The 22232-nt window shown below is 57.0% G+C and carries 13 protein-coding genes, 1 rRNA gene and 4 pseudogenes; 4 read left to right on the top strand and 14 right to left on the bottom strand.

Annotation, left to right across the window (positions count from 1 at the left end):
* Window positions 1–59: 59 nt before the first annotated feature.
* From KHU29_RS14905 to KHU29_RS14915, 3 genes are all read right to left on the bottom strand, one after another.
* Window positions 60–1346 (bottom strand): Glu/Leu/Phe/Val family dehydrogenase, encoded by a 1287-nt coding sequence (locus KHU29_RS14905; RefSeq protein WP_211453561.1) that lies wholly within the window; start codon window positions 1344–1346, stop codon window positions 60–62.
* A gap of 239 nt (window positions 1347–1585) precedes the next feature.
* Window positions 1586–2578, bottom strand: coding sequence for a LysR family transcriptional regulator (locus tag KHU29_RS14910; RefSeq protein WP_211453576.1), 993 nt, complete (start codon window positions 2576–2578; stop codon window positions 1586–1588).
* 83 nt (window positions 2579–2661) lie between these two features.
* Complete coding sequence (locus KHU29_RS14915; RefSeq protein ID WP_211453562.1) at window positions 2662–4542, bottom strand: ABCB family ABC transporter ATP-binding protein/permease; 1881 nt, start codon at window positions 4540–4542, stop codon at window positions 2662–2664.
* A 121-nt stretch (window positions 4543–4663) separates the two neighbouring features.
* On the opposite strand from KHU29_RS14915, the gene KHU29_RS14920 reads away from it, so the two are divergent.
* A complete protein-coding gene (locus KHU29_RS14920; protein WP_211453563.1) occupies window positions 4664–5071 on the top strand; it encodes an acyl-CoA thioesterase in 408 nt (135 codons plus the stop codon).
* A 6-nt stretch (window positions 5072–5077) separates the two neighbouring features.
* On the opposite strand, the gene KHU29_RS14925 is transcribed toward KHU29_RS14920, so the two are convergent.
* From KHU29_RS14925 to KHU29_RS14970, 10 genes and pseudogenes are all read right to left on the bottom strand, one after another.
* Window positions 5078–5218: a hypothetical protein gene (locus KHU29_RS14925; protein ID WP_211453564.1), complete on the bottom strand. Its 141-nt coding sequence runs from the start codon at window positions 5216–5218 to the stop codon at window positions 5078–5080.
* 43 nt (window positions 5219–5261) lie between these two features.
* Window positions 5262–6956: a long-chain fatty acid--CoA ligase gene (locus KHU29_RS14930; RefSeq protein ID WP_211453565.1), complete on the bottom strand. Its 1695-nt coding sequence runs from the start codon at window positions 6954–6956 to the stop codon at window positions 5262–5264.
* 118 nt (window positions 6957–7074) lie between these two features.
* Window positions 7075–9690: an alpha/beta fold hydrolase gene (locus tag KHU29_RS14935; RefSeq protein WP_211453566.1), complete on the bottom strand. Its 2616-nt coding sequence runs from the start codon at window positions 9688–9690 to the stop codon at window positions 7075–7077.
* 24 nt (window positions 9691–9714) lie between these two features.
* A complete protein-coding gene (locus KHU29_RS14940; protein ID WP_211453567.1) occupies window positions 9715–10767 on the bottom strand; it encodes an aminopeptidase in 1053 nt (350 codons plus the stop codon).
* On the bottom strand, window positions 10764–12875 hold the full coding sequence (locus KHU29_RS14945; protein WP_211453568.1) for a molybdopterin-containing oxidoreductase family protein: 2112 nt from the start codon (window positions 12873–12875) through the stop codon (window positions 10764–10766). Before KHU29_RS14945 ends, KHU29_RS14940 begins: the two co-directional genes overlap by 4 nt.
* A gap of 99 nt (window positions 12876–12974) precedes the next feature.
* Window positions 12975–14189 carry an acetylornithine deacetylase gene (gene argE / locus KHU29_RS14950; protein WP_246542080.1) on the bottom strand — a complete coding sequence of 405 codons (1215 nt, stop codon included), beginning with the start codon at window positions 14187–14189 and terminating at the stop codon, window positions 12975–12977.
* A 10-nt stretch (window positions 14190–14199) separates the two neighbouring features.
* Window positions 14200–15213, bottom strand: a pseudogene (locus KHU29_RS14955) (ABC transporter ATP-binding protein).
* A gap of 32 nt (window positions 15214–15245) precedes the next feature.
* Window positions 15246–16234 (bottom strand): annotated as a pseudogene (locus tag KHU29_RS14960) (ABC transporter ATP-binding protein).
* Between the two features lie 7 nt (window positions 16235–16241).
* Window positions 16242–16729, bottom strand: a pseudogene (locus KHU29_RS14965) (ABC transporter permease); the annotation flags it as partial.
* A gap of 81 nt (window positions 16730–16810) precedes the next feature.
* Window positions 16811–18363: pseudogene (locus KHU29_RS14970) on the bottom strand (ABC transporter substrate-binding protein).
* 437 nt (window positions 18364–18800) lie between these two features.
* Between KHU29_RS14970 and KHU29_RS14975 the strand changes: the two are divergent.
* From KHU29_RS14975 to KHU29_RS14985, 3 genes are all read left to right on the top strand, one after another.
* A complete protein-coding gene (locus tag KHU29_RS14975; RefSeq protein ID WP_211453569.1) occupies window positions 18801–19994 on the top strand; it encodes a M20 aminoacylase family protein in 1194 nt (397 codons plus the stop codon).
* An 87-nt stretch (window positions 19995–20081) separates the two neighbouring features.
* A complete protein-coding gene (locus tag KHU29_RS14980) occupies window positions 20082–20969 on the top strand; it encodes an SMP-30/gluconolactonase/LRE family protein (RefSeq protein ID WP_211453570.1) in 888 nt (295 codons plus the stop codon).
* A gap of 295 nt (window positions 20970–21264) precedes the next feature.
* Entirely contained in the window at window positions 21265–21813 is a 549-nt protein-coding gene (locus KHU29_RS14985; protein WP_211453571.1) for an acyloxyacyl hydrolase, read from the top strand.
* A gap of 318 nt (window positions 21814–22131) precedes the next feature.
* On the opposite strand, the gene rrf is transcribed toward KHU29_RS14985, so the two are convergent.
* A 5S ribosomal RNA gene (gene rrf / locus KHU29_RS14990) occupies window positions 22132–22232 on the bottom strand; the annotation flags it as partial.

Here is a 22232-nt window from a genome sequence, read left to right on the forward strand (position 1 = left end):
GCCCAACCGGCAAGCCGGTTGAGCGCGAGCAAAACGTTTCGACTATAACGCAACATCAATCAAGGATACAAACCGCGCATCTCACGCGCCTGCAACACACGGGTACAAGCGACGATAAACGCTGCGGTACGCAGCGATACTTTCTTCTCTTCAGCCAGTTGCCAGACCGCGGTAAACGCTTCGCGCATGATGCGGGTAAGGCGCAGGTTGATTTCATCTTCGGTCCAGAAAAAGCTGGAGAAATCCTGCACCCATTCAAAGTAACTGACAGTCACGCCGCCAGCATTGGCGATCACGTCCGGCACTACCAGCACGCCATTCTCATGCAGGATGTCATCTGCTGCCGGGCTGGTCGGGCCATTCGCACCTTCAAGAATGATCTTGGCGCGGATCGACGCCGCATTCTCCACGGTGATTTGCTGCTCCAGTGCCGCAGGCACCAAAATATCGCAATCCACGGCCCAAAATTGCGCGCGGTCGCTGATTTCTTCGCCGCCGCTGAAACCGGCGACGCTGCCGGTTGCATTGACGTGGGCTTGCAACGCCGCCACGTCCAGTCCGCTGGAACGTATCACGGTGGAAATATGATCTTGTACCGCCACCACTTTGGCGCCGGCTTCCGAGAACAAGCGTGCAGCAATGCCGCCGACATTGCCGAAACCCTGCACCGCAACTTTGGCGCCATGGATGTTCAAACCACGTTTGACAGCCGCTTCGCAACCCACCACGAACACGCCGCGGCCGGTAGCTTCGCGCCGTCCGAGACTGCCGCCCAATGAGATCGGCTTGCCGGTGACGACGCCCGATGCGGTGCTGCCCTGGTTCATGGAATAGGTATCCATCATCCAGGCCATGATTTGTTCGTTGGTGTTAACGTCCGGCGCCGGGATGTCTTTGTTAGGGCCGATGATGATGCCGATCTCGCTGGTGTAGCGGCGCGTCATGCGCTGCAATTCACCTTGCGACAAAGTTTTCGGATCAACCCGGATACCGCCTTTGGCGCCGCCGTACGGCACGTTGACAGCAGCATTCTTGACCGTCATCCACGCCGACAAGGCCATCACTTCGGACAGAGTTACGTCCTGGTGGAAACGCACACCGCCCTTGCCCGGGCCGCGCGATGTGTTGTGCTGGACGCGGTAACCTTCGAAGTGGGCAATGGTGCCGTCGTCACGTTCGATAGGGACGTCGACGATCAGCATCCGCTTCGGACGTTTCATGGTTTCAACCCAACGGGCCAAATTACCAAGATAAGGTGTTACGCGATCGATTTGTTCGAGATAGTCGCCCCATGGGCCAATGCCATGTTGCGTGAGATAGGATGGAACTTCGTGCTTGATAGTCATATTTTTGCGCGCTCCTGGAAGTTGCAGACCGGCCCCCATGAAAGACTGCAGCGGGGCAAAATCGATCTAGTGGCGAATCGTAGGGCAACGGCATAGGGCAAAGCCAATGCTTTGTGCGCATGCAACTATGCGTTTTTTGCATTAATATTAAAAGAGTAATTTTATTGCGGCGGATACTTGTGGCGGATACGACTGTCCCGCCAGCACCGAAAATGCCGGGTAGCTGATCGAGCCGGAATTTAAGCGAGAGCTTGCGGCGTTTTACGTTTTGCGTTTTTTGCGGCCTCTTTGGCCGCTTCTTTGGCCGCATCTTCCTGCTGTTGCAGCAGGTAGGCCCACAATCGCGCCACCACCGGCTTGCCCGGCCGTTGCACGGTAGGACGCTCGCGATACAACCGGATTTCCATGGTGGCTTCCCACTCGGGCGCACCTTGGTCGACGCTGGCCAGTTGCTTCAGCTTGACTTCGCGGGTCACGGCGGATTCCGGCAAAAATGCCACGCCGTGCCCTTCCAGCGCCATCATTTTCAAGCCCTCCGCCATATCCGTTTCATAGCGCTTTTCAAGGTAGAGCGGCTTCTTGGCGTCGGCCAGAATCAATTCCACCATGCGTCCGAGATAGGCGTTGCTGGTATAGGACAAGAACGGCAAAGGCGCGCTGGCGCTGCCAGGGAAAACATAATCGGGCACGCCGGCCTTGTTGCAATGGGCGTAAGCGCGCAGTACTTCGCTGCCTAGCGTGATCAGATCGTAGCGGCCGGTATCGAGCTGTACCGGCTGGCGCGGATGGTGGTAGCACAGCAGCAGATCGCAGCCGCCGTCCACCATGGCCATCACGGCATCGTGCACATTCAAGGCCAGCAAACGCGTGTTGAGCGGCCCGAAACCATTCTCCAGAACGCGGATCCAGCGCGGCACATAGGTCAGCGACAAAGTATGCGGCACGGCGAAATCGACGGTGCTCAAGGCGGTCGGACGCTTGCCGCGCATCAGCGCGCGGGCGTTGTTGATCTGGCCCAGCATTTCCAGCGCCTGCTCATAAAAGACTTCGCCAGCGGCGGTCAGGCGCGTCGGGTAGGAAGTCCGATCGATCAGATCGGCTCCCAGCCAAGCTTCCAGCGACTGGATACGGCGTGAAAAAGCCGGCTGCGTGACGTGACGCAATTCTGCCGAACGGCTGAAACTATGCGTTTCCGCCAACGAAATAAAATCTTCTAACCATTTGCTTTCCATGCCGCTATCGTAACGCGAGTCGGTAATCGCGGCATAGGAAATTGCTGCACTCCCAGCCAACAATCTGCACCGGCGTTGTACGGTTACACCATCCGCACTACGTTTTCAGGGTAACCGTCATCGACGCCGGGTGACGGACTTGCCGCCTCTTCAGGGTGCGCTTGCTGACGCAGCCACATCTGCGCATACGCGCCTTCCGCCGCCAGCAACTGGGCATGCGTGCCGCGTTCGATGATGTGACCATGATCTAGCACCAGGATTTGCGCGGCGTCGGCAATGGTCGACAAACGATGCGCAATCACCAGCGTGGTGCGATCCTTGGCGATTTCTTTCAACTGCGCCTGGATCGCCTGCTCGGATTTCGAATCGAGCGCCGAGGTGGCCTCATCGAAAATCAACACCGCAGGATTTTTCAGCAAAGTGCGGGCTATCGCCACTCGCTGTTTTTCCCCGCCCGATAATTTCAAGCCGCGCTCACCCACCATCGAGTTATAGCCATCCGGCAAAGATTCGATGAAATCATGGATATGCGCAGCCTTGGCGACCGCGATGATTTCCGCTTTGGTAGCGCCCGGCTTGCCGTAGGCGATGTTGTACTCGATGCTGTCGTTGAACAGTACCGTATCCTGCGGCACGATGCCGATCGCCTGGCGTAGCGAGGCTTGGGTAATGTCGCGCAAATCCTGGCCGTCGATCGTGATGCGGCCGCTGTTGATATCGTAAAAACGGAACAGCAGGCGCGACAGGGTCGACTTGCCTGAACCGCTGTGGCCGACTACCGCCGTGGTGGTGCCGGCGCCGATCGTGAAATCGACGTCGAACAAAATCCGGCGCTTGCTTTCGTAACTGAAATCCACATGAGAAAAACGCACCTGCGCGCCGCCGGTCAATAGCGGCCGCGCCTCCGCGGCATCAGCGATCTCGCGATTTTCATCCAGCAGATGGAACAGCCGCTCCATGTCAGCCAGGCTCTGTTTGATTTCACGATAGATAACGCCGAGGAAATTCAGCGGTATGTACAGCTGGATCATGAAGGAGTTGACCAGCACCAGGTCGCCCAGGGTCATCTTGCCGTCGATCACGCCCTGCGTGGCGCGCCACAGGATCAACGTGACCGCAATGGCGATGATCAGCGATTGTCCGGTATTGAGCAAAGACAGCGAGGTCTGCGATTTCACCGCCGCGGTTTCGTAGCGCATCAAGCCATCGTCGTAACGCCGCGCCTCGTATTCCTCGTTGCCGAAGTACTTGACGGTTTCGTAGTTGATCAGGGAATCGATGGCTTTGGTATTGGCGCTGGAATCGAGCGCATTCATGGTACGCCGGAAATGGGTGCGCCACTCGGTGACCGTGACCGTAAACACAATGTAGCTGACCAGCGCCACCACGGTAATTCCGGCGAACCAGATATCGTAATGCAGCACCAGGTAACCGAGCACCAGCGAGATTTCGATCAAGGTCGGCAAGATGCTGAACAAGGCGTACGACACCAACGACGAGATGCCGCGCGTGCCGCGTTCGATATCGCGCGTCATGCCGCCGGTCTGGCGATTCAGGTGAAAACGCAGCGACAGCGAATGCAGATGACGAAATACCTGCAAAGCGATGGTGCGCACCGCGCGCTGGGTGACGCGGGCGAAAACGAATTCGCGCAATTCGGTAAACAAGGTGGTGCTCAAGCGCAGCGCACCGTAGGCGACCAATATCCCCAGCGGCAGCACCAGCATCGCTTGCGGATGGCTCACCGTGATGGTCATGCTGTCCACCAGTTTCTTCAACACCAGCGGCACGCCGACATTGGCCAGCTTGGCGCCCAGCATGAACAGCAGCGCCAGCGAGACTCGCCACTTGTAGGTCCAGAGATAAGGCAGCAAGGTCTTGAGCGTGGCCCAGTCGCTGCGCTTGGGCTGGGCGCCGCCGGTGGTTGCGGCGTCTGGCGGCGGGGAGGAAGAATGGTGGCGCATGAGATGACAATCTTAAAGAATGGTTTAAGCTACGAGCTGTACGGATATATCGGGATATATCGAGATATATCAGGAAATATTCAGGTATAGCGCTAATTGTAGCCCTCAGGGAAAATAACAGATGACTGATCAAAACGACAACCAATTACCACCCAACACCATGCCCCAGTTGCGCGTGATGCCGATGCCAGCCGACGCCAATGTTCACGGCGACGTCTTCGGCGGCTGGATCATGGCACAAGTCGACATTGCCGGCTCGTTGCCGGCCACGCGCCGCGCCAATGGCCGGGTGGCCACGATTGCGGTGAATTCCTTCCTGTTCAAGCACCCGGTATTTGTCGGCGACCTGCTGTCGTTTTATGCAGAGATCGTCAAGGTCGGCAATACCTCAATCACCGTCAACGTCGAGGTGTATGCCGAACGTAACCGGTTGCAGACGGAAATTGTGAAAGTCACCGAAGCGACGCTGACTTATGTCGCCACCGATGAGCAGCGCAAGCCGCGTCAGTTGCCGCCGCTCTCGACCTGATTCGTCTCAAAATTCGTTATTTGTCGGCGCCAGGTTCACCACGTGGCTGGCGGCATAAATCGGCGCCGCCACACTGCGTATCGACGGCTCGTGATCGCACAAAAAAACAAACCCCGGATGCGCTTGTGGCACATCCGGGGTTTTCACTTCAAAATCGTGGCTTCCGGCAAGACGCCACTTCTCTTAATTCTTAAGCTGCCTGCTTTTGTTCAGCCGGCTTTTCATCACGCAATTCACGCCGCAAAATCTTGCCGACATTCGTCTTCGGCAAATCAGTGCGGAATTCGATATATTTCGGCCGCTTGTAGCCGGTCAGCTGCTCGCGGCAATACGCCATCAGTTGCTCGGCCGTCAGCGACGGATCCTTGCGCACCACGAAAATCTTCACCACTTCTCCGGCATGTTCGTCCGGAACGCCGACGCAAGCGCATTCCAGCACGCCAGGATGCTGCACTACCACGCCTTCGACTTCATTCGGATATACATTGAAGCCGGACACCAGGATCATGTCTTTTTTGCGATCGACAATCTTGGTATAGCCGCGCTCATCCATGATGCCGATATCGCCGGTTTTGAAGAAGCCGTCGGCCGTCATGACCTTGGCGGTTTCGTCGTCACGGTTCCAGTAACCGCGCATGACCTGCGGGCCGCGAATGGCGATTTCACCGGCCTGCCCAAGAGGCACCGGATTGCCGGCGTCGTCCAGGATCGCGATTTCAGTCGACGGCAAAGGCAAGCCGATGGTGCCGCTGTATTCGGTGATGTTGCATGGATTGGCGCAAGCGATAGGCGATGTTTCCGACAAGCCGTAACCTTCGATAATCGGGCAGCCGGTGACTTCTTTCCACTTGTCTGCAACCGCCTTTTGCACCGCCATGCCGCCACCGACGCACACGCGATATCCGGAGAAATCCAGCTTGGCAAAATCGGGATGATGCAGCAAGGCGTTGTACAGCGTATTGACCGCCGGAAAGGTATTGATCTGGTACTTCGACATTTCCTTGATCAAGCCGGCGATGTCGCGCGGATTCGGGATCAACAGATTCAAGGCGCCCTCGCGCATGCCAAGCATGCCGCACACCGTCAACGCAAAGATGTGATACAGCGGCAAGGCGCAAACGAACGCCAGCTGCTCGACCTTCGGGCCGCTCGCCAAACCGGGGGAAAGCCAGGCTTCGGCCTGCAGCACGTTGGCCACAACGTTGCGATGCGTCAGCGTGGCGCCTTTGGAAACGCCGGTAGTGCCGCCCGTATATTGCAGGAAGGCGACATCGTCCGGCGTCAGCGCAACCGGTTTCAATTGCAGCGACGACGCTTGCGACAACACGCTGTTGAACGGCACAGAACCTGGCAGCGAATAACCTGGCACCATTTTCTTGACATGGCGCACCACCAGATTGACCAGCAAGCCTTTGACGCCCATCAGGTCACCCATGCTGGCGACCACCATATGCTTGATCTTGGTCCGTGCAACCACTTGCTGTAGCGTAGTGGCGAAGTTTTCCAGGATGAAGATGGCTTCCGCGCCCGAATCATTGAGCTGATGTTCCAGCTCACGCGGCGTATATAAAGGATTGACGTTGACCACGGTATAACCGGCACGCAAAATGGCCGCAATCGCCACCGGATATTGCAGTACGTTAGGCATCATGATGGCGACGCGCGCGCCCTTTTCCAGGCCCTTGCTTTGCAACCAGGCGCCGACTTTGCGGGACAACTGGTCGACCTCGGTATAAGTCAGGTATTTACCCATGCAGGCATAGGCGTTGCGCGATGCGTATTTCTGAAATGCTTCTTCCAGCAACTGCACCAGAGATTGATATTGCGTGAAGTCAATCTCGGTGGCCACGCCTGCAGGATACGATTTGAGCCAAAATTTATCCATGTTCTGCCTTTAGTCTCTATTTGTTATAAATGCATTGCTTTGGCTTGTTTCACTGGAAGAAAACATGCCTGTAGGGGGATATTACCGAATCCGCCAAAAAAAGCACGGTTGTATTTTTTTATTCTATCGCGATGCTATCGGGCAAAGCGTCGGCATGCAAGCGTTTTGATGCATATTTGAGCAAATCGTCGACACTCAGCTTCATATTGTGATGCAGCAAAACCTCTGCCCGCAGATGCTTCACGCCCTCCTCATCGAGGCTCCATTTCACATGAGCCACCGCCACTGCCGGGTGCTCAAACAAGACTTCCTCGATCTGCCGGGGAAACACGCGCTGGCCGCCTCGTATCAACATATTACTCTTGCGGTCGATGATGGAAACAAAACCATCATCGTCGATGCTGGCGACGTCACCGGTGGCCAGCCAGCCGTCATGCAAACGTTCTTTGGTTATTCTTCTGGCAATCAGATTCAATGGTGTTGCATTGGCAACATTGGCATTGGTAGCATCATGCCCGGCAGCGCCGGCATGGCCATGATCGTAACCGGCGAACAACTGTGGCCCGCGCACCCATAGCTCACCCAGGGTATCGCTGGGCAGCTCGGCGTCGGTATCCAGATCGACCACTCTTACTTCCGTATCCGGCAGCGGCACGCCCACCGCGCCCGGATGGCGGTGGGCGGTCAGTGGCATGGCCAGCACTGCGGGCGATGCTTCAGTCAGGCCATAGGCTTCGACCAGACGGCCACGCGTCAGCTTTTCAAATTCTTCGCGAATTTCCTGGGCCAGCGGCGAACCGCTGACGGCGCAGACCCGGATCGAAGCCAGGCCGTAGCGCCGCACGCCCGGCGTGTGCGCCAGCTCGCGCACCATGCGCGGCGTGGTCGGGAAGTAGGTCGGCCGCATTTTCTTGACGGTCTTCAGCAGAGGTTCCAGCTCAGATCCAGGCAACAGGATCAGGGTCGCCCCCAGATACACGCCAAGATGCAACAAGCCGGTCAGGCCGTAGGCAGTGGACAAGGGTTGCTGCGCCAGAAAACGCTCGTCGCCCGGCCTGGATTCCGGCAGCCAATGACGCAGTTGCAAGGCATTTGCCGCCAGATTGCGATGCGAGAGCGCCACCGGTAGTGGCGTACCGGTGGCGCCGTAGGTGTAAACCACTACCGCGATAGCCTCGACATCTTGCACAAGCTCCGTCGGCACAACCGTGCCGCGCCCCAGAACTTGCTTGAACTTCAGGTAACGCCGCTCGTGCCTGCGATGCTGTTTGTCCTGGCGGAACCAAGGCAGCCAATGTCCTTCCTGCACATGATGCAAGACAGCGAATTTCAACTTCTCGCGCCAGCCCATGTGGTCGATCATCGAAGCAAATATCACGCGCCGCAAGCCGGCCGCACGGCTGTCGCTTTGCAACGCATCACGTAGATCGTCGTAACGGTCGGTGGTCGTCACCAGCATCACTGCGGCCGCATCTGCGATCCGCGTCAGCAGCACTTCTTTAGGTGTGGCGGCATCGCTGAGGACCGCAACCGCACCGGCTTTCAGGACGCCGAAATAAGCAATCACCAAAGACGGTATGTTCGGCAACGCCAGCAAAACCCTGTCACCGGGCTTGATGCGCATGTCAAGCAAGCCACGGGAGAAACGATTAGCTTGCCGATCCAGTTCGCGCCAGCCGATTTTGCCGCCGCGGTATGACAGTGCGGTGGTTTTCGCAAAGCGCCTGGCGGTTGCCTCCAGCAAGCGCGGCAAGGGTACTGTCGGCATCTTGATGCGGTATGGCGTGCGGGCATCGTAAAATTTCAGCCACGGACGTTCGGCTTCGAGTTGTTTGCGAGCTGCGCGCCGCGCGGCTTTTTGCTGCGCCCGGCGCTCCGCCAGTTCGGATGGATCGGACTGCATCTGCAGGAAGCGCTGGATCGCGCGATTCACCGCATCGGGCCGTTCCACCATCACCTGATGAGCGGAAACCGGCACCACCACCTCTTCCGCTCCTGGAATCAAGCGTGCCACTTCCTTGTACGCTGCTTCGTCGAACAGGATATCGCGATGCCCGAGGATCACCAGCGTCGGCACCTTGATTGCACGTAGATATTCGGTGCCGTCCCACGACAACAAGGCATTTCTATTTTGCAGGTACACCACGTGCGACGGTGGATAAATCCGGGCCGCGGTGATGCCGACATACGGCATCAATCTGCGCATCAAGTCGAACAGCGGCGGCGGCATGCGCAACAAGATACGGCCGGCCAGGCGCAAGCGGAAGCGTGCGGCCGAGGCAATCATGATCAGTGCCGACACACGCTCCGGAAACTGCTTGAGGAAATAGGAAGCCAGGGCGCCGCCGAATGAATGGCACACCAGGATGAAACGCGGCGGCAAATCCAGCTGGTCCAGGGCCGCAGCGATATCTGCGACAAGCTCCGGTATATCGTAGCTGGCGCCTTCGGCCGCTGTCGGCGCGTCGCTGTAACCGTGGCCGCGCAGATCGAGCGCAATCACCCGGTAGTCAAGCTGGAATTGCTCCAGCTGGTATTCCCAGTAGGCCGCACGTCCGCCAAAGCCGTGGACGAACACCATGGTCGGTTGCTGGCTTCTGGGGCCTCGATCAAATTCCGGGCCGGCATCCAGCACGCTCATTTCCAGCGCAGTGTCATAGGTCCCATCGCCATTTGACGCCAGGCGATTGGATAATTTCAACGTGCTGCGATGCAGGTCGGCGTTAAATGTCATCTTGTTATTGTAACCAAGATAAACTTACGTGGGCCGAGTTTTCGCCAGCTCTTCCAACTGGCGATGCCTTTCGTCTTTGCTGAGGGCCGCCAGCCTGGCGACAGCCGCATAAAATTTCTGGAATGTCTGCTGTTGCGCCAGCAAAGCCTTGAAGCCTGGCACCAGCTCATAGTAAGTCGCCACCAGCGCCAGATGGGCGTTCGATAACGGCTCGGCAAACCAGCGGTCGTATCCGGTGTAGCCGCCCCACTTGGCTTTTAGCACTTGATAATCGGCTTGCAGGGCCAGGAAAATCGCTGCCTTCTGCTGCAGTTTCTGTGTATCGCCGAGATCGCTCGCATAGTTGCTTGCAAGGCGTTGCCGGTACTGCAGCAGCAGCGCCACGAATTCCTCTTTGCGTCCTTCAAACTGAACGTAGGCGTCGCGGGTTTTTTGATTGCCTACCGCCTGCAGCCACCGCTCGACACCGGCCTGTTCGACAGTGGTGGCAAACGACTCATTAAATTGCGTATCATCTTTTACATAGACAGTCTGATGCGCCAACTCGTGGAACATCAGGCGCGCCAGCTCACCATCAGGATATCGGATAAAGGTCGACAACAGCGGATCGCTAAACCAGCCAAGCGTGGAATAGGCGGGCACGCCGCTGACCTGCACATCGTAGCCTTGCTGACGCAGACTGGCCGCGAATTTCCGTGCGGCGTCCTGGCTGAAATAGCCGCGATAACTGACGCAGCCGGCAACCGGGAAACACCACTGCTTGGGCTCCAGCGACAAGGCCGGCGCCGCCACGACATTCCATAACGCAAATGGCCGCTTGAGGTCAGCGTATTCAGTGTAACTGCGATTATCGGGCAGGCTCAGCTCGCTCACTGCGAAGCGGCGCATTTGCCTGGTACGTTGCAGTTTGGCCTTGAGACCGGCGTCGATGCCTGGGTCGGTCAACCAATCATCGATCGGACGCGCCCGATCCAGCAAAGTGAACTCGCCATTTGCAGCCTGCCCGTAATAGGCAAGCTGAGCGCACCCGGCTACCAGCACGGCTAACAATACAACCGTGGGCAGCCGTGTATTCATGCAGAGGGGCGATTCCCGTGCGGTGCTTTTTCAACTTCCACCAGGACATCGTAAAACGTCGGCGCCCGGCCCATGTCGGTCAGCCGCTGGCTGGTTACTTCGTTGGCGTTCTTGCCGTCGCTGGCCATTTTTTTCCACCAGATCGACAAGCCCACCACCAACCCGATCCTGGCCTTGTCGGTGACTCTCAGCTTGGCGTTGAAACTGCCGCGGTCGTTATAGATGCGTACGGTATCGCCGTTGACCAAGGCTCTTTGCCCCGCGTCCGCCGGATGCATGTCCAGATGCGGTTCACCTTCGGTGTCGCGCAGACTTTTAACGTTAACGAAACTGGAATTGAGAAAGTTGCGCGCCGGCGGCGAAATCATCGCTAGCGGATATTTCCTGGCCAGTTCCGGATTGCTGGCCAGCGACTCATACGGTGCGATATAAGCCGGCAGAGGATCGAGGCCGTCTTGCAGCATTTGCGCGCTGTAGAACTCGCATTTTCCGGACGGCGTGGGGAAGCCGCCGTTGGCGAACGGCGCATCCGGCACGTTCAGTTTTTGCCAGCCTTTTTGCTTCAGCGAATCCCAGTCGAAATGGACCGCGCGCACATTTTTCGAGTCAAAAGCCTGCGCGGCGATTTCATCGTCGCTCTCGCGGAAACAGGCATCGTCGAAACCCATGCGCGCGGCCAGCAGGCGGAAGATTTCGGTATTCGGCTTGGCTTCGCCGAGCGGTGCGATCGCGGCGTTATTTGCCAGCATGTACAGATGGCCATATGCCGAGTGGGCGTCCACATGTTCCAGCTGTGTGGTTGCCGGCAGCACGATGTCGGCATAGTCGGCGGTATCGGTTTGAAAATGCTCCAGCACCACTGTGAACAGATCTTCACGCGCGAAACCACGGGCGACGACACTGGATTCCGGCGCGACCGCTACCGGATTCGAGTTATACACGATCAAGGCTTCGATTTTCGGACCGAATTCCGGTGAGGAGTCACGCAACAGATCGTCGCCAATGGTGCTCATGTTGATGGTGCGCGGCGCCTGCCCTTGTCTGGTCAAAAAATCGGGGCGCTGTAAAGCCTGGTTATTCTTTGGAAAACTATCCGAAGACGACAACTGAACGCCGCCGGCGGCATGGCGCCAGGCGCCGACCAGCGCCGGCAGGCAGGTGATATTGCGTACCGCCATGCCGCCGCCGTGTACACGTTGCAAGCCATAATTCACGCGAATCGCCGCCGCTTCGCCACGCAACGCCGCGCCGCCGTAACTGCGCGCGAGTTCCAGTACCTCCTCGGCGCTGATGCCGCACACTTCCGCAGTCTTTTGCGGAGTCCATGTCGATACTTGCTGCTTCAACTGTTCGAAACCAAGCGTGTATTGCGCAATGTAATCGTGGTCCAGCAGGTCTTCTGCAATCAAGACATGCATCATGCCAAGCGCCAGGGCGGAATCGGTCCCCGGCAGCAAGGCGATATGCTGATGGCATTTGTCGGCGCTCAGGGAGCGGTAAGGATCGATCGCGATCAGCTTGGCGCCGCGCCGCTTGGCTTCTTGTGCGCGCATCCAGAAATGCAGGTTCGATGCAATCGGATTGCCGCCCCAGATCAGGATCAGTTTGGCGTTCTGGAATTGTTCAAGATCAGTGCCGATCCTGGCGCCTATCGTATATTTGTAACCGGCGCCACCGGCCGCCGCGCAAATGGTGCGATCCAGCAGCGAAGCGCCGATGCGGTTGAAAAAGCGCATCGACATCGACTCGCCCTGCACCAGGCCCATGGTGCCGGCGTAGCTGTAGGGCAGGATAGCTTGTGGATTACGGGCGGCGATCTCGCCCAGCCGTTCGGCAATCGTGGCGACAGCCTCATCCCAACTGATCTGTACGAATTTCCCGTCGCCCTTTTTGCCGACTCGCTTGAGCGGATGCAGCAAACGGTCCTTGTGGTAAGTCCGTTCGGTATAACGCGAGACCTTCGTGCACAGCACGCCGGCAGTAGTTGGATGATCGGGATCGCCACGGACTTCGGTGGCGACGCCGTCGGTGACAGTCACCAACAGCGCGCAGGTGTCGGGGCAGTCGTGCGGGCAGGCGGCACGAACGGTAGTAGTAGTAGTAGTCATAATGTCATCAGAACCAAGGTGCTTCAATCTGCTACTTTAGCAAAATCCAGGCAAACAAGATGCATAAGATGCATTTGATCGTTTTTGCTTATCTTTTGCTTATTTCCTGATTTGCAACTGCATCTCCGGATCCATCAAGCGCAGCATGAATGCCTCACACTGCGCCACCTGTTCCAGCGACACGAATTCGTTCGGCCGGTGCGCCTGTTCGATGCTGCCGGGGCCGCAGACCACGGTAGGAATGCCCGCGCGCTGAAACAAGCCCGCTTCGGTACCATAGGAAACCGCACCATTCGGCTTGTTGCGCGCTAATGCCGAGGCCAGCTGCACCACGGCGTCGCTCTCTTTCATGCTAAGGCCGGGCGCCGATGCCAGCCACTCGAAATCGATTGCTGCATCCGGCTCTACCTTCTGCATTTCTGGCAGCAGCGTGGCGGCAAAGCTCTGGATTTCCTGGTACAGGTGCTCGACGTCGATGCCCGGCATGGTGCGCGCCTCGAACTCGAATTTGCAATCCTTGGGCACGATGTTAGATGCCAGTCCGCCGTGTATCACCCCGGTTTGCATGGTAGTGTAGGGAACCGTAAATCCGTAATCGCGCGTCTCCAGCTGGGCAAAACGATCCGCCATCTGCCGGATGTAGACGATGATGCGCGCCGCGTACTCGATCGAGTTGACGCCCATGGTGGTGTAGCTGGAATGCGCTTCGCGGCCGCGGATGCAGCAACGGAAACGATGCGTGCCTTTATGCGCAATGATCGGCTGCATCGAAGTCGGCTCACCGACAATGCAGCCTGCCGGCTTCAATCCCAGTTCCTGCAAATCCTTGATCAATCCTTGCACGCCGATGCACCCCACTTCTTCGTCATAGGACAAGGCAAAGTGCAGCGGTGCATCCATTCCGGCGGCCAGGAATTGCGGCGCCAGCGCCAGCGCGGTGGCGATATAGCTCTTCATGTCGGCCGAACCGCGGCCGTACAACATGCCATCCTTGATGGTTGCCTTGAACGGATCGGTATCCCAGGCCTGGCCTTCGACCGGCACCACGTCGGTGTGGCCGGACAAGATCAGGCCGGGTTTAGGACCGTCGCCCAACGTTGCAAACAGATTGGCTTTCTTGCCGCTGGCGTCGTAGGTCAGGCGCGATGTGACGCCAAGGCCTGCCAGGTAATCGCGGGTCCATTCGATCAATCCCAGATTGGAATCGCGCGATACGGTCTGGAAGGCAATCAAACGCTCTATCATGGCCATGACTTCTGCCGAAGGCGTCAATCCGGCGTCATTCATGGCGTTCAAAGTATTCGAAGTGTTCATATTGTGTCCTCTATGCCGTGCCATCGTTCAGGTGGCAGGCGGAAAAATGTTTGGCGCCGACTTCTTTCAATTCCGGCTTTTCTACTTTACAGCGCGGCATTGCATGCGGACAACGCGGATGGAAATGACAGCCCGACGGCGGATGCAACGGCGATGGAATCTCTCCCTTTACCGCAAAAAATTCCGTGCGCCGAACTTCCAGCTTGGGCGCCGATGCCAGCAATGCCAGAGTATACGGGTGATTGGCATGCGCAAATATCGTATCGGCTGAGGCCGATTCGACGATACGCCCAAGATACATTATCACCACCCGATCCGACAAATGGCGGACTACGCCCAAGTCATGGCTGATGAACAAGTATGTCAGATCCAGCTCGTCGCGCAACTTGATGAACAAATTCAGAATCTGGGCCTGGATCGACACATGCAGTGCCGCCACCGCCCCATCGCAGACCAGGAATTCCGGCTTTACCGCGAGCGCTCACGCAATGCCGACACGTGCGCGCTGGCCGCTGGAAAACTGATGCGGAAAACGACGCAGCAAAGTGCCGTCCAATCCTGCACGTTGCAGCAGATTTTCTACGTACTCGCGCTGCTGCGAGGCATCTACCATACCATGCACCAGCGGCGCTTCACCAACAATATCCTGCACCCGCATGCGCGGATTCAGCGATGCGTAGGGGTCTTGAAAAATCATCTGGATCGCCAGTTGCTTCTTGCGTCTTTCAGCGACATCCAGCTGCTCCAGCGACTGACCTTTCCACAACCGTGTGCCGGCGCTAAGACTATGCAAGCCGACTGCCATCCGCCCCAGCGTCGACTTGCCGCAACCGGATTCACCGACCAGCCCCACCACTTCGCCGCGCCGTATGCCCAGGTTTACCTCATCGACCGCGTGCACCACTTCCTGCTGCATGCCGGCGCCGAACAGGTTGGCGATCCTGGCCGCGCTGTCCAGCGTTTTTACGAACTGTTTGCTGACTGCATGCATTTCCAGCAAGGCGAAGTCGGATGATTGTGCCATGCTCGTATCTGCCACCTGATCTGCCGCCTGATTCATGCGACCACCTCAGCCGCGGAATCACGCAACGGATGGAAGCAACGCAGCATGCGCTGCCCCAACTCACGCAATTGCGGCGTCTGCTGACATTCGACGCTGGCGTATGCACAGCGTGTGCGGAAGGCGCAGCCATCCGGCAAATTCAATAACGTTGGCGTCATCCCGGGGATTTGCTGCAGCGGCCTGCCACGCGGATTGCGCGACGGCGCCGATGCGATCAAACCGTGGGCATAAGGATGGCGCGGATGTTCCAATACCTGCTGTACCGTGCCGCTTTCGACGATGCGGCCGGCGTACATCACGGATACCATATCGGCCAGCCCGGCCACCACCGACAGGTCGTGGGTGATCCAGATCAGCGCCGTGCCGGACTCGCGGCACAATTTCTGCATCTCGTACAAAATCTGCCCTTGTATCGTCACATCCAGCGCGGTGTTGGTTCATCGCAAATAATCAGGTCGGGCTTGTTGAGCAAGGCAATCGCAATCGCCTCGCGCTGCCGCATGCCGCCGGAAAACTGATAGGGATACGCCAGCAGCCGCTCGTCGGGCGACGGAATGCCAACCCGCACCAATGCCTCGCGCGACATCTCGCGCGCCACCATCTTGCTGACATCCTGGTGCGCCCGCACCGCTTCGATCATCTGGGTATCGATGCGCAGCACCGGGTTCAAGGTCATCATCGGATCTTGAAAAATCATGGCGATACGATTGCCGCGAATCTTGCGCATGGCTTCTGCAGATAATCCGCGCAGATTGCTTGCTTGCAGCAGAATCTCGCCGCCGACAATTTTTCCCGGTGTATCGACCAGGCCCATGATGGAGTAGCCGGTCATCGATTTCCCCGAGTCTGACTCACCGACCAGACCCATGATTTCGCCGCGCTTGACTGCAAACGATACCTGGTCGACCGCCTTGACCAGCCCGGCCCTGGTGGCAAATTGGGTCTGCAGGTTATTGACGACCAGTGTCGCGGTATTGTCCATAGCGATCCTATTGCGTTTGCAAGCGTGGATTAAGGACATCGTGCAACTGGTCCGCCACCAGGTTGATCACGATGAAAATGGTGACGATCAACAGCAGGTAAGCGACGATCACGGGCCGGTCCAGCACGCGGATCGAATCGATGATCAGTTTGCCCATGCAGGGCCAGGCAAACACCGTTTCGGTAACGATGGAAAAGGCGATGATCGAGCCGAACTGTAGTGCGACTACAGTGACAATCGGGATCAGGATATTTTCAGGACGTGGACGCCGATGATGCTGCTGTTGCGCAGACCCTTGGCGCGGGCGAATTTGACATGGTCTTGCATCAGCGCTTCCTGGGCGCCGGAGCGCGTCAAGCGGATCACCAGGGCGATGTTGAACAAGGCCAGGTTGAAGGCTGGCATCAGCAAATGCCGCAAACCGTCCCAGCTGAGAAAACTGACCGGTACACCGAACAGCAGTTGCGTCTCGCCGCGGCCACTGGTCGGCAGCCAGCATCGCTTATCCTCGGGCCATCCATAAAAAATCCGCTCGCCACCAATGTCGAGCGGATATTCGTACAACATTTACCAATCTCACCGAGGATAAAATCCGTAAGCGTGAGTGCGCTCATCGGTACGCGGTATATATACGATCCCTTTTTTTGTGGCCCAAGTGGTCACTTGCTGGTGAATCGGGATCACGCCGCCATCATCGATGACTATTGCGGTGGTTTCCTGCAGCAAACTGGAGCGCTTCTTGTCATCGACGGTGATCAACGCTTTGACCAGCACCGCATCCATTTTAGGATTGCAATATTTCAGCCAGTTGACCGCGCCCATGCCTTTGGCCGGATTATCGCAAGCCACCAATGCCCGCAATGGCGACGACACTTCGCCGGTCTGCGCGCCCCAACCCAGCAAGCCGATCGAGTATTCGCCCTTGGCGCCGCGTGCCGAATATACCGACATCGGCGCCCCTTCGACCTTGGTGGCGATGCCGATGCGCGACCACATCTGGGCGATGGTTTGCGCGATTTTTTTCGTCATTGACGTAACGATTATTCGGCGTATGCAAAGTCAGGCCGAAGCCGTTTGGATAGCCAGCCTCGGCCAGCAATTTTTTCGCAGCTTCGGGATCGTACTTGGGTGGTTTGAGATTCGGGTTGTGGCCAAACAACGCTGCCGGCACCAGGTTGACTGTGGGCTCCGACAATCCTTCCATGATCCGGTCGCGAATTGCATCGCGGTTGATGGCGATCGACAAAGCCCGCCGCGCACGCACATCCATCAACGGATTCTTATCCAACGGCTTGCCGTCTTTGTCAGTCACGAATGGCGATTTTTCTCGGCGCGTATCCGGGTACAGATAAATCACGCGGTGCGACACCTTGGAGTAAAAACTCAGGTTCTTGTCTGCCCTGACTTTCGCCAGATCCGGCGTCGGCACGTTTTCGATTGCCTGCACGTCGCCGGCCAGCAAGGCCGCCAGACGCGTTGCATCGTTCGGAATAAAACGCAGGATAACCTTGCTCCAGGCCGGCTTCTTGCCCCAGTAATCGTTATTGCGTTCCAGCTCGATCCTGTCGTCACGCTGGAATTTAACGAACCTGAAAGGGCCCGTGCCTATCATGCCCTTGCCGCTGGAAAAATCGTCGCTGCTGAGACCCTGCGTCGCTTTTTTCGAAACGATATAGATCGAGGTCAGGTCGGCCAGCAATAGCGGATACGGTTCTCTGGTCGTGAGTTGAATCGTGTAGGGATCGATGATTTTTTTATTTGATGATGGCTTTGGTAAAGGTGTCGAATTTTCCCGGACTGCCGACGATAGTGGCCGGGCGATCCAGCGACCAGGCGACGTCTTCAGCCGTCAGCGGGCTGCCGTCATGGAACTTGGCGCCTTTGCGCAGCTTGAATTCCCAGGTCAGGTTATTTACCAGCCGCCATGACTCTGCCAGCGCGGGGACGATGTGGTTGTCGGCATCCATCGCCACCAGTTGCTCGAAGACGTGGTCGGAAACGTTAATGTTTGGAAATAAATTATAGAAGTGCGGATCCATCGAAGTCGGCGGAGAACTCATCGCCAATTTGAATTCCTAAGCTGCTGTTGGCGGCGCAACCGGCGCCAGCAGCCACAGGCAGGAAGCCATCAGAAATACACGAAATCCGCGAAACCCAATTTTCAGCCATGACATCAGACGCATTATGCTCTCCTGTGAGTGAACACCGACGGACCGTGTAGGCGTAATATACACATTCTGGACATTACGCCCTTCATCATTTTTGCAGGCAAGAGGCGTGCCATATAAGGGCCTGTTAGGAATCAATTTGAGAGATGCGTTCAAACCAAAACGTGTGCTGGCAAGGCGCGTGGCGTAGCAAGGGGTGGGCCCCCTTGCAAGCCATGCAACGCAGTCCAGCGCACGTTTTGGTTTGAACCCGGAGGGAACGGGTCATAGGCGTCGCATGCCGTTGTTGCAACTCCTTGCCGTAGCACCGCTACGTCGCGTCGTTGCGCCTAGGCCTGCAACGCCTATGACCCGTTCGCACTCCCAAATTGATTCCTAACAGGCCCTAGGAGCACAATATGAATTTGATCGACCCGATCATTGCCTTCCAGGCAGAACTGCGGGCAATCCGACGTGATTTGCATGCGCATCCCGAGCTTAATTACGAAGAACAACGGACTTCCGATGTGGTGGCCCGCAAACTAACCGAATGGCAGATTCCTGTTGTGCGCGGCATGGGTGTCACCGGCGTCGTCGGCATTGTAAAAAATGGCAATAGCGACCGTGCGATTGGCTTGCGCGCCGATATGGATGCCTTGCCGATGCAAGAGTTGAATACCTTCCCGCATGCCTCCCAACATCAGGGCAAGATGCACGCTTGTGGGCACGACGGCCACACCGCGATGCTGCTTGGTGCGGCGCATCATCTGGCCCAGCATCGCAATTTCGACGGTACCGTGTATCTGATTTTCCAGCCGGCCGAGGAAGGTGGCGGCGGTGCGCAACGCATGATCGACGACGGTTTGTTTGAGAAGTATCCGATGGAGGCGGTGTTCGGCATGCATAACTGGCCGGGCATGCCGACTGGCAGCTTTGGTGTCACGCCTGGCCCGATGATGGCATCCAGTAATGAGTTCGAGGTGATCGTCAAAGGCAAGGGTTCGCATGCTGCGCAACCGCACAAGAGCATAGATCCCGTCATGGTCGCGGTGCAGATTGCGCAAAGCTGGCAGACCATCGTCTCGCGCAATATCAATCCGAACGATCCTGCAGTCCTCTCCGTGACGCAAATTCACAGCGGCAGCGCGACCAATGTGATTCCCGATGACGCAACATTGATTGGCACCGTGCGTACGTTTTCGCTTGCTGTGCTGGATACGATCGAGGCGCGCATGCGGGAAGTGGCGCAACACACGGCGGCGGCGTTCGGCGCGGAAGTCGAGTTCCGTTTCCATCGCAATTATCCGCCGCTGGTGAATCACGTCAAAGAGACTGCGTTCGTGGTTGACGTATTGCAGGCAATGGTCGGCGATGGTAATGTCAATCCGCAAGTGGAGCCGACCATGGGTGCAGAGGATTTCGCGTTCATGTTGCGCAACAAGCCTGGTTGCTACGTATTCATCGGCAACGGCGAGGGTTCTCACAGGGACGGCGGCCATGGCCTCGGCCCGTGCAACCTGCACAATGCCAGCTATGACTTCAACGATGATCTGCTGCCGATCGGCGCCAGCTACTGGGTCAATCTTGCGGAAGCTTATCTGAAGAAAATGTAGTCGTTATCCATCCCTGGCACTGATGTCAGAGATGTCGTCTCTGGATCATTTTCCGATCCTTCCTAACTCTTCTCATTCATCAAATTCATGAACCAAATTGAAATTGCTTACGACCAGCCGATGCAATTGGGCGAGTGCCCGCTGTGGCATGCCGAAGAGGCCGCTCTCTACTGGGTCGACATCTCAGCGATGCAGGTACATCGCCTGCGGCCCGCCGACGGCCGGCATTCCATGTGGCAGCTGAATGCCGAACCTGGTTGCATCGGCCGCCATGCCAACGGCGGGCTGATCGTCGCCATGCGCACCGGCCTGGCGCATTTAAATACCGATAGCGGCGAGCTCTCGCACATTGCCGACGCACCTTACGACACTGCCACCTCGCGTTTTAATGATGGTCGTTGCGATGCTGCCGGCCGTTTCTGGACTGGTACGATTTACGAACCGCGCGATCATGCCGGTGCGCAGCTATATGCAGTTGAAAAAGGGGTTGTGCGACCTGCAGGCAATCCTGTGACGGTGTCCAACGGCCTCGGCTTCAGTGGCGATAACCGCACGCTTTACCATAGCGACACCACTGCGCACAGGATCTGCAGCTACGAATTTGAATTGGCGACCGGAAAAATCGGCGAAGGCCGGGTATTGAAACAGTTCGCCATGGATAAAAGCGCCGTCGATTATGGCGGCCGCCCGGACGGTGCGGCGGTCGATAGCGAAGATGCCTATTGGTGCGCGATGTATGAGGGCAGCAAGTTGTTACGCTTGTCCCCCGCAGGTGAAGTGCTGCAGGAAGTGATTTTACCGGCACGTTGCCCGACGATGATGGCATTTGGCGGCGAAGATTTACGGACCTTATACATCACCACCGTGCGTGAAAAGCGCAGCGCTGCAGAGCTTGAAAAATATCCTTTATCGGGCTGTATCTTTTCGCTTCGCGTTGATGTGCCTGGCAGGATTGAACCGGCTTACATTGCTTGAGTGCGAAGTCGAATTGCGAAGCGGAATTGAAAAGTAGGCTTGTGAAACAGGCTTGTGAGGCAGGCTTGTGAAGCGGGCTTGTGAAGCAGGAAATTCCCCGTTTTGCGACATGAATTGGCTGTAGTTCGGCAACAATTCCGGTTTTCGACTATTCTTTAGGGCTGTAGCCGCGCGTCGCGGCAAGCGCGTTCAAGATGATCGATCGCAATCAATCGGCTGGCGCGGCCGTCCATATGAGTATGGCGACGACTTGTTTGTCATTCGCTTTTTATTTTCTTACGCTCGAAAGTCTTTTATGCAAAAAAAACAAACCGGACTCAAGATTCTAGCCGCTGCCTGCCTGCTGGCTGGCGTGCATTCAAGCAGCTTCGCTGTTGACTCCGCCTCCTTCGAACTCGGCACCGGAAACAAGAGCCAGTTGGCCCGCGCTGCCGTGCAATGGAATTGGAACACGGCATTGTGGCAAGGAAGCAGCACGCAACTTGGCGGCTACTGGGATTTGAGCCTGGCTGAATTCCGTCAAAACCAATACCAGAATATTCCTGGTCAGAAGAAAAACCTGACGGATATCGGCTTTACGCCGGTGTTCCGCTTCCAGAGCAACGATAAAAAGGGCCTGTACGGCGAAGCCGGCATTGGCGTGCATCTGATGTCGCATCTGTATGACAACAATAGCCGTCGTTTTTCCACCGCGTTCGAGTTTGGCGATCATCTGGGTGCCGGCTATGTGTTCGGCAACGGCCTTGATGTCGGCATCAAGTTGCAGCATTTCTCCAACGGCGGCATCAAGAAGCCGAATAGCGGCGCAAACTTTGCTGTATTGCGGGTCGCTTATCCGTTCTAAACCAGGTCGCTGCTCACGCAGAGAGATGGAATAAACAAGCAAAAAAGCCAGTCGCGTACGCTGACTGGCTTTTTTATGCCGGTACAAATTGCGTACCGACTTCGTAGGGTGGGCACGAATGCCCACGCGGAATTCACTCATGGCAGATGCCTGTTTCGGTAACGCGTACGCTTGCACTCCGGCTATGACGGTCAGGCGTGGGCAGCTGTGCCGAGCCTACCTTCTTTCTGTTTTTGAGATTTTTCGCAGTTTTTTACAAACCGTTTTCCCAAAGCAAAAACCCTCTGAACGTTTGGTTCAGAGGGTTTTTTAATAAAAGCCTGACGATGACCTACTTTCACACTGGTTGCAGCACTATCATCGGCGCAAAGTCGTTTCACGGTCCTGTTCGGGATGGGAAGGGGTGGTACCAACTCGCT

Origin of the sequence: Collimonas antrihumi, from assembly GCF_018304965.1 — a bacterium.
Taxonomy (GTDB): domain Bacteria; phylum Pseudomonadota; class Gammaproteobacteria; order Burkholderiales; family Burkholderiaceae_D; genus Collimonas; species Collimonas antrihumi.